Below are 8,295 nucleotides of genomic sequence, written 5' to 3'. Positions count from 1 at the left end.
GGGGCGGGGAAGGTGAGCACGGCTCGGGCGGGTGCCTTGGAGTCGCGGACGGCGGTGCGGGGGTGGCCGGGGGCGACCTCTACGCAGGCGTTGCCCTCGCCGCCGCCGGAGTACGACGACTTCTTCCATGCGCCGCGCGTCATCGGAGTCACAGCTCCTTCGCCGACCGGTGAATGAACTCACGGGATCGTTCGGGCTCGAAGGCCACTTCTTCTACGGCGTGGGTGCGGAGGAAGGCGGCGAAGGCGGGGGCGGGGAAGGTGAGCACGGCTCGGGCGGGTGCCTTGGAGTCGCGGACGGCGGTGCGGGGGTGGCCGGGGGCGACCTCTACGCAGGCGTTGCCGTCACCGCTGCCGGAGTAGGAGGACTTCCGCCAGCTGTCGGGGGTGGTCACCGGATACCTCACAGTTCCTTCGCCAGCCTGTGGATGAAGTCACGCGAACGCTCGGGAGCGAGCGAGACCGCTTCCACTCTACGGAAGAGCGTTCGAAAGACGGCCAGCTGGGGTTCGGAGTCGATGAAGAGCGTGCCGTGTGGGCCGTCGCGCACCACGGTGTCCAATCTCGGAACGGCACCTCCGGCGTAGACCATGGCGGCTGTGACGTCGGCGAACTCCTCCAGTTCGAACGGGATGACGCGTACCGTCACATGGTCCGCCTCGGAGACCTCGAGAATGTGGGCGAGCTGGGAGCGTGAGGTGGCGCGGCCGCCGACCCGGATGCGCAACGCGGCTTCGTGGATCAGCGCTTCGTACGGGACCGGCCGTTCGCCTTCGATGACCACGCGCCGCCCCATGCGATGGCGCACGCGCATCTCCAGGTCCTCTTCCGGGAGTTCGGGCACGCGCCTGGAGAAGAGCGCCCGGGCGTAGTCGTCGACCTGGAGAAGGCCGGGAACGTGCAGGAAGTCCACGTCCCATCGGAAGGTGGCGTGATGCTCCAGCTCGGAAAGGTCCAGGAAGGACGTGGGCAGGTGGGTCCGGTACTCCTCCCACCAGCCACGCGTGCGATCGGTCGCCATCGAGACGAGAGCGTCGATCAACTCCTCGTCCCTACAGGCGTAGTGAGCGGCCAGGCGGCGTAGTCGCTGCTCGCTCACGCCCGTGATGCCGGACTCGATCTGACTGATCTGAACGGAGTTCACGCCCAGCAGCTCCGCCGCCTCGCGGGCACTGAGGCTGGACGCGTCGCGCAGTCTGCGGAGTTCGACCGCCAGGCGCAGCTGTCGTGCCGTTGCCTCGCGCTTGGTCCCCATGCTCCTGCCCCTCGCTCAACGCGCCCGGCGCCGCTACTCGTTCGGGTGTCAGATTACGCGACGGGCTTGCTCGACTTTAAATCTAAGGTCTACCTTCGGTGAGGCAGCGCGCACTCTGCGCAATCCAGTGGCGCCGGAAGCGCACCGCTTTGTCCTGTCCTGACGACGCGGCATGACACCGGCCCCGCACCCACCTCGCCCCCCGAAGGGAACCGGCATGCCCGAAAATGATCCGTGGGAGTACTCCCTCTACATCCCGAACGACCTCAGAGCCGTGACCGTCTCCCGGCGGACGCTGCGGCTCATCCTCACCGTGCACGGGCTGATCCGGCTGGTCGACGTCGCCGAGCTGCTGGCGGCGGAGTTGGTGGGCAACGCCGTGCGGCACACCAAGGGGCCCGCCGCCCTGCGGGTGCGCTGGGCGGCGGGCGTGCTGCGGATCGGGGCGTGGGACGCGGACCCCTCGCCGCCCGAGCCGCCGCAGCCCTTCGAGCGGGCCTTGGAGAGGGAGGACGGGCGGGGGCTGGCCATGGTGCGGGCCTGCGCCGATGTGTGGGGGTGGCAGCCGCTGGCCCGGGAGGGCAACCGGGGCAAGTACGTCTGGTGCGAGCTGGGGTCCGCGCCCCGGGGTGAGAGACGCCCGGCGTGAGGGCCGGCTAGTCGACGGGGGAGACCCGGATGAGGTTGCCGTCCGGGTCCGCGGCGACGAAGGTGCGGCCGAAGACCTCGTCGTGCGGGGCCTCGACCACGGTGACGCCCTTGGCGGCCCACGCGGCGTGGAGGTCGTCGACGGCCGCCGCGGAGCCCGGGACCATCAGGCCGACCTCCGAGGTGCGCGGCGTCTGCGGGGTGACCAGGTCGGCCCGGCCGCCCCAGACCGCGAAGAGCACGCCGGGGGCGACCTCGAACGGCACGTACCGGGGGGTGGTCATGACCGGTTCGATCTCGAAGAGGTCGGCGTAGAACGCGGTCGCGCGCTCGACGTCGCTGACGTAGACGAGGAAGAGGTTGGGTGCGGACATGGTTCGGGCTCCTTCCGGCGGGCCGGTGGTGGCCGCCGGTGTCAGCCTCGCGCCGCACCATGACACCCTCCGTCATGTATTACGGGGCCACCTCCTCCAGCGTGCGCCCGCTCGTCTCCTCCGCCCAGGCCGCCGCCGTCAACGAGCCGACGAGGGCGACGGCCGCCAGGGTCACGAAGACCGTGCCCATGGCGCCGCCCGCGTAGATGGCGCCCACGACGATCGGGCCGAGGATGACGCCCATGCGGTTCATCGCGCCGCCGACGCTGGAGCCCAGCGCCCTGATCCGGGTGGGGAAGAGTTCCGGCGTGTACAGGTAGAGGCAGATGTTGGAGCCGAAGAGGAAGACCGCGGCCAGGGAGGTCCAGGCCAGGATGCTCGTCGCCGAGTCGCCGCCCGCCAGGCCGAGGAGCAGCAGGCAGAGCGCGGCCGCCGCCATGCACCAGACCACCGTGTTGCGGCGGCCGACCCGGTCGACGGTGAGGGCGACGACCAGGCAGCCGACCAGTCCCGCGCAGCTCGTCACCGTCGAGTAGAGGAGTGCCGTGGACAGGTCGAGGTCGAAGTGGTCCTCGTAGATGGTCGGCAGCCAGGACGTGATGCCGTAGTTGGCGAAGTACCCCGTGAACCACAGGAGGCCGATGACGAGGGTGCGCTTGCCGTACCGGCCGCTCAGCAGTTCACGCAGGCCGCTCCTGGCCGGGGCGGGCGGGGCCGGCCGCGCCGGGGCGGGCTCGGGCAGCGGGGCGCCGGTGATCTTCTCGACCTTCTCCTCGATCGAGGCCATCGTCGCCAGCGCCTCCTCGTGCCGGCCGTGGTCGGCGAGCCAGCGCGGCGACTCCGGCACCCAGCGGGCGAGGGCGAAGCAGAGCAGGCCCGGGATCGCCGCCAGGGCGAACACCCAGCGCCAGCCGAGCACCGGCACCAGCCAGGCGGCCAGGAGCGCGCCCGCGGTCAGACCGGCCGGGAAGACCAGTTCGTACAGGAGGACGAAGCGGCCGCGCTTGTGGGCGCGGGTGATCTCCGCGATGAAGGTGGCGGCGATCGGCACCTCGCCGCCGATCGCCATGCCCTGGACGAAGCGGATCGCCATGAACGGCTCGGGCGAGGTGCAGAGTGTCAGGAGCACGTTGCACACGCCGGACAGCGCGATGCAGCCGGCGATGACCTTCACCCGGCCGATCCGGTCGGCGAGCCTGCCCGAGGCCAGCGCGCCGACCAGCATGCCGATCGAGCCGACCGTCATCAGGGCGGTGACCTGTGACGTGCCGAGGCTCCACTCGTCCCGCAGGTCCGGGAGCGCGTAGGCGATCAGGAGCTGGTCGAACGCCTCGAAGAAGGTGACGGCGCCGACGACGAGCCGGACCATCACCTGCCAGCGGCACAGGGGCAGGCGTTCGAAGCGGGCGCCGATGGCGGCCGCGAGCGCGGCCGAGTCGCCGCCCTGTCGGCCTTCGGCAGCACGGGCTGCGTCGATCGTCATGAATGGGGTCTCCGGATCCCGTAGGGCGGGGAGCGTGCGATCCCGCAGGGGAGGGGTCGGGCCGCACGGCACGGCGGAGCAACCGCGTGCCGGGCGGCGGTGGGGCGATGGGGGCTGGAGAGGTGCTGCGAGGACGAGACGAGCGGGCCGCGCGGACGGGTGCCGCCGCCCCACTTATGTAGGCGCTGAATGTCTCAGGGCTTAAGTTCTACCGGTAGCCCGCCGAGGTTAGGCAAGCCTTACTCCTGACGTCGTAGAAAATTCATCGCCCCGGGTCCCTTGCGGTCGAAATAGTTAAGCCCTTAGATTTCGAGCACTTAGACATGGCGGTTCGGCAACGCAGCCGCGGTGTCTGCGAGTTCCCGCACCGTCCCTTCCCGGAGGCCACCATGGCGCGCATCCCAGCCGACGAGATCCTCATCGCGGGGCACTGGCGACGCGGGGGCGGGCTGCCCATCCACACCGTGGACCCGGCCGACGGCAGCGTCGTCGCCACCGTCCACGCCGCCTCGGCCGACGAGGTGGACGAGGCCGCGCACGCCGCCGCCGCGGCGGCCGCCGCTCCCGAATGGAGGGGGCTCGCCCCCCACCGGCGGGCCCGCGTCCTGTACCGGATCGGCGACCTGATCGAGGAGCACGCCGGTCGGCTGTCCGCCCTCCAGACCGCCGACACGGGCAAGACCCTCGGCGAGACCCGCGCCCTCGCGCTGAGCGCCGCCGGCACCTTCCGGTACACGGCCGCGGCCCTGGAGACGGCCGAGGACGCGCTCACGCCCTCGCGCGGCCCGTACGTCACCATGAGCACGTACGAACCGATCGGCGTCGTCGGCGCGATCAACCCCTGGAACTCGCCGATCGCCTCCGACGCGCAGAAGGTCGCGCCCGCGCTGGGCGGCGGCAACGCGGTCCTGCTCAAACCCGCCGAGTGGACACCGCTGGTCTCCCTCGCCTTCGGACGCCTGGTCCACCAGGTCCTCACCGAGGAACGGCTGCCGCCCGCGCTGCTGTCCGTCCTGCCGGGCAAGGGCCGCATCGTGGGCGACGCGATCGTCAGACACCCGCTCGTCGGCCGGATCGGCTTCACGGGCGGCACCACCACCGGGCGCTCCATCGCCCGCGCGGCCGCCGACAAGCTCGTCCCCGCCTCCCTCGAACTGGGCGGGAAGTCCCCGACGATCGTGCGGGAGGACGCCGACGTCGAACAGGCCCTCGCGGGCGTGATGTACGGGGTCTTCTCCTCCAGCGGCCAGTCCTGCATCGCCGGATCGCGGCTCTTCGTCCACGCCGCGCTGTACGACTCCTTCGTCGGCGAACTGGTCGAACGGGTGCGGAAGCTGCGGGTCGGACCGGGCACGTCCCCCGACACCCAGGTCGCGCCGCTCGTCCACCACGCGCACCGCGACGCCGTCGCCGAGGCCGTCGAACGCGCCCGGCAGGAGGGCGGCCGGGTGCTGTGCGGCGGGGCAGCGCCCGAGGGCGAGCGCTACGCCAGGGGCGCCTACTACCTGCCCACCGTCCTCGACTCCGTGCCGAACTCGGCCCGCGTCTGCCAGGAGGAGATCTTCGGCCCGGTGCTCGTCACGCTGCCCTACGACGACGAGGACGAGCTGGTCGCGCAGGCCAACGACTCCGTCTACGGCCTCGCCTGCGGCATCTGGACCCGGGACGCGCGGGCCGCCTGGCGGCTCGGGCGGCGGATCGAGGCGGGCACCGTCTGGATCAACACCTACAAGCAGTTCTCGATCTCCACCCCCTTCGGCGGGATGAAGGACTCCGGACTCGGCACCGAGAAGGGCCGCGACCTGATCCGCGCCTACCAGCGGCAGAAGTCCCTGTACTGGGGCACCGACTCCACGCCCCTGCCCTGGGCCAACTGACCGACCCCCCTTGGGAGACCCCGCCATGACCCACCCCCCGATCGGCCGGCTGCGCGCCCTGCGCTCGGTCGAGCTGCTCACCCCGAACTACGCCGACGCCGTCGACTTCTACGAGGAGGTGTGGGGCCTCCAGGTCGTCGAGGCCGAGCACAGCGCGAGCTGGCTGCGCGGCACCGGCGAGGAGCACCACGCCCTGCGCCTGACCCGTTCCGAGACGATCGGCCTCGGACGGCTGGTCTTCGCGCTCGGCACCCCCGCCGAGATCGACGAGGCCGCCCGCCGGCTCCGGGCGCGCGGCATCACGCCCGTCACCGAACCGGGGCCCCTCGACCAGGTCGGCGGCGGCTACGGCCTGCGCTTCCACGACCTCGACGGACGGCTGATCGAACTGTCCGCCGACACCTGGGCGGTCACCGAGCGCAGCCGCGACGCGTCGCTGCCGGTGGGCGTCACCCACGCCGTCCTCAACACCCCCGACATCGACGCCTCCGTCGCCTTCTACCGCGACGTGCTCGGCATGCGCGTCTCGGACTGGTCCGAGCACCAGATGGCCTTCCTGCGCTGCGGCTCCGACCACCACTGCGTCGCCTTCAACCAGGCCCCGTGGGTCTCCCTCAACCACGTGGCCTACGAGATGACCTCGATCGACCACTTCATGCGCGGCCTCGGCAGGCTCCGGCACCACGGGATCACCCCCGAGTGGGGCCCCGGCCGGCACGGCCCGGGCAACAACACCTTCTCCTACTTCACCGACCCCACCGGCCTGGTGTGCGAGTACACGACCGAGGTCGCCCAGATCGTCGAGGACAGCTGGATCTGCAAGGTGTGGCGGCGCACCCCCGAGCTGTCCGACCTGTGGGGGACCGCGGGCCCGCCGTCCCGGCGGATCCGCGCCCATATGGCGGGCACACCCGACGGCAGCCCCGTCGTCCCGCCCCTGGACGCTCCCGTGGACGCCCCCCTGGACGCGCCCGTCGACGCACCCGCGGGTGCCGCCGCGGACACCTCGGCCGGCGACCAACCCGGCACCCGGGCCGGTACCGAAGGAGCAGCGGCATGAACGGCGGCACGCGCAAGGTCGGCCTCATCGGCTGGGGCGCCATCGGCCGCACCGTCGGCGGCGCCCTCGCCGCGGGCGAGGTCCCGGGCGCCGAGCTGACCGGCATCGTCGACAACCGGCCGCTCGGCGACGCGGTCCCCGCCCCGCAGCTGACCGTGGAACAGGCCCTCGCCTCCTGCGACCTGATCGTCGAGGCCGCCGGCCAGGGCGTCGTACGGGAATGGGGCGAGGCGATCCTCACCTCCGGCACCGACCTGCTCGTCGCGTCCACCGGGGCGCTCACCGACGACGAGCTGTCCAAGCGGCTCCTCGCCGCCGGGCCCGGCCGGGTGTACTTCACCGGCGGCGCGGTCGGCGGGCTCGACCTGCTCCAGGCCGTACGCGCCATGGGACCGCTCGGCGAGGTCACGCTGACCACCACCAAGCTGCCGTCCACCCTGGAACAGCCCTGGATGGACGAGGAGACGCTCGCCCGGATGCGGTCCACGACCACCCCCGTGGAGGTCATGCGGGGGACCGCGCGCGACGTGCCGGTCAAGTTCCCCAAGTCCACCAACGTCGCCGCCTCGGTGGCCCTCGCCGTCGGCGACCTCGACGCCGTACGGGTCCGGGTCGTCGCGGACCCGGCGGCCACGCACACCTCGCACGTGATCGAGGCGAACGGACCGCAGGGCTCGTACCGCTTCGAGGTGCGCCACGTCCCCGACGCGGCCAACCCGGCGACCAGCCAGGTCGTGCCCTACGCCGTGCTGCGCTCGCTCGCGGCCCTGGCCGGACGCCGGGGGCAGATCCTGTGACCGCCCACGACCTCGCCGGGCTGCACCTGGAGGAAGCCGGCCGCGAAGGGCCGCTGGTGCTGTGCCTGCACGGCATCGGCTCCTCCTCCGCCGCCTTCGCCCCGCAGACCGAGGCGCTCGCCGCCGCCCACCGCATGGTGGCCTGGGACGCGCCCGGATACGGCAGGTCCGCCGACCCGGACGGCGACCTGACCCTCGACGACTACGCCGACACCGCCGCCGCCGTCATCCGCGCCCGCGGCACCGAAGCCCACGTCGTCGGCGTCTCCTGGGGCGGCGTGATCGCCCTGCGACTCGCCACCCGGCACCCGGACCTCGTCGCCTCCCTCACCGTCGCCGACTCCACGCCCGGCTCCGGCACCAGCCCCGAGAAGGCCGCCGCGATGCGCGCCCGGGTCCCGGAACTGGCGCGCCTGGGACCACGGGCCTTCGCGGAGCAGCGCGGCCCCCGCCTGGTGTCCGAGGACGCGCCGCCCGAGCTGGTGCGACGCGTCGTCGACACCATGGCCGACGCGGTCCGCACGCCCGGTTACGCGTCGGCGGCCGAGTCCATGGCCCGCACCGACCTGCGCGGCGAGCTCTCCCGGGTCACCGCCCCCACCCTCGTCCTGTGCGGGGAGAAGGACCGGATCACCGGCCCCGACGCCTCACAGGTCCTGGCCGGCGGCCTGCACAAGACCGCCTACGTGATCGTCAAGGACGCCGGTCACCTGGCCAACCAGGAGCAGCCCGAGCACGTCAACGCCTGGCTGCTCTCGCACCTGCACATCGTCACCAACACCCGCACCACGAAGGGCTGACC

General features: G+C 72.3%; 10 protein-coding genes. 5 read left to right on the top strand and 5 right to left on the bottom strand.

What is annotated here, in order from left to right; all coding sequences use genetic code 11:
* From ACGF5T_RS14155 to ACGF5T_RS14145, 3 genes are all read right to left on the bottom strand, one after another.
* A partial coding sequence (locus tag ACGF5T_RS14155; protein ID WP_392888046.1) for a DUF397 domain-containing protein occupies positions 1 to 143 on the bottom strand: 143 nt, incomplete at its 3' end.
* A gap of 5 nt (positions 144 to 148) precedes the next feature.
* Positions 149 to 394, bottom strand: a complete 246-nt coding sequence (locus ACGF5T_RS14150) for a DUF397 domain-containing protein (protein ID WP_366767266.1) — start codon at positions 392 to 394, stop codon at positions 149 to 151.
* 8 nt (positions 395 to 402) lie between these two features.
* The gene (locus tag ACGF5T_RS14145) at positions 403 to 1,254 is read right to left on the bottom strand and encodes a helix-turn-helix transcriptional regulator (protein ID WP_366767267.1); all 852 of its coding nucleotides are present in this window, start codon (positions 1,252 to 1,254) and stop codon (positions 403 to 405) included.
* A gap of 217 nt (positions 1,255 to 1,471) precedes the next feature.
* Here ACGF5T_RS14145 and ACGF5T_RS14140 point away from each other — a divergent pair, with 217 nt between their 5' ends.
* Positions 1,472 to 1,903 (top strand): ATP-binding protein, encoded by a 432-nt coding sequence (locus ACGF5T_RS14140; RefSeq protein ID WP_366767268.1) that lies wholly within the window; start codon positions 1,472 to 1,474, stop codon positions 1,901 to 1,903.
* A gap of 7 nt (positions 1,904 to 1,910) precedes the next feature.
* Here ACGF5T_RS14140 and ACGF5T_RS14135 read toward each other — a convergent pair whose 3' ends face one another.
* Together ACGF5T_RS14135 and ACGF5T_RS14130 are read right to left on the bottom strand one after the other, a co-directional pair.
* The gene (locus ACGF5T_RS14135; protein WP_356603732.1) at positions 1,911 to 2,276 is read right to left on the bottom strand and encodes a VOC family protein; all 366 of its coding nucleotides are present in this window, start codon (positions 2,274 to 2,276) and stop codon (positions 1,911 to 1,913) included.
* A 79-nt stretch (positions 2,277 to 2,355) separates the two neighbouring features.
* On the bottom strand, positions 2,356 to 3,759 hold the full coding sequence (locus ACGF5T_RS14130) for an MFS transporter (RefSeq protein WP_356603730.1): 1,404 nt from the start codon (positions 3,757 to 3,759) through the stop codon (positions 2,356 to 2,358).
* 389 nt (positions 3,760 to 4,148) lie between these two features.
* On the opposite strand from ACGF5T_RS14130, the gene ACGF5T_RS14125 reads away from it, so the two are divergent.
* The 4 genes from ACGF5T_RS14125 to ACGF5T_RS14110 are packed head-to-tail and all read left to right on the top strand — an operon-like array spanning position 4,149 to position 8,293.
* Positions 4,149 to 5,636, top strand: coding sequence for an aldehyde dehydrogenase family protein (locus ACGF5T_RS14125; protein ID WP_366767269.1), 1,488 nt, complete (start codon positions 4,149 to 4,151; stop codon positions 5,634 to 5,636).
* 25 nt (positions 5,637 to 5,661) lie between these two features.
* Positions 5,662 to 6,696, top strand: a complete 1,035-nt coding sequence (locus ACGF5T_RS14120) for a VOC family protein (protein WP_366767270.1) — start codon at positions 5,662 to 5,664, stop codon at positions 6,694 to 6,696.
* On the top strand, positions 6,693 to 7,493 hold the full coding sequence (locus ACGF5T_RS14115; protein WP_366767271.1) for an aspartate dehydrogenase domain-containing protein: 801 nt from the start codon (positions 6,693 to 6,695) through the stop codon (positions 7,491 to 7,493). Before ACGF5T_RS14120 ends, ACGF5T_RS14115 begins: the two co-directional genes overlap by 4 nt.
* Entirely contained in the window at positions 7,490 to 8,293 is an 804-nt protein-coding gene (locus ACGF5T_RS14110; protein WP_356603722.1) for an alpha/beta fold hydrolase, read from the top strand. Before ACGF5T_RS14115 ends, ACGF5T_RS14110 begins: the two co-directional genes overlap by 4 nt.
* Positions 8,294 to 8,295: the final 2 nt, after the last annotated feature.

Origin of the sequence: Streptomyces sp. NPDC047853, from assembly GCF_043204535.1 — a bacterium.
GTDB lineage: Bacteria > Actinomycetota > Actinomycetes > Streptomycetales > Streptomycetaceae > Streptomyces.
This window is presented reverse-complemented; position numbering and strand designations above follow the sequence as displayed.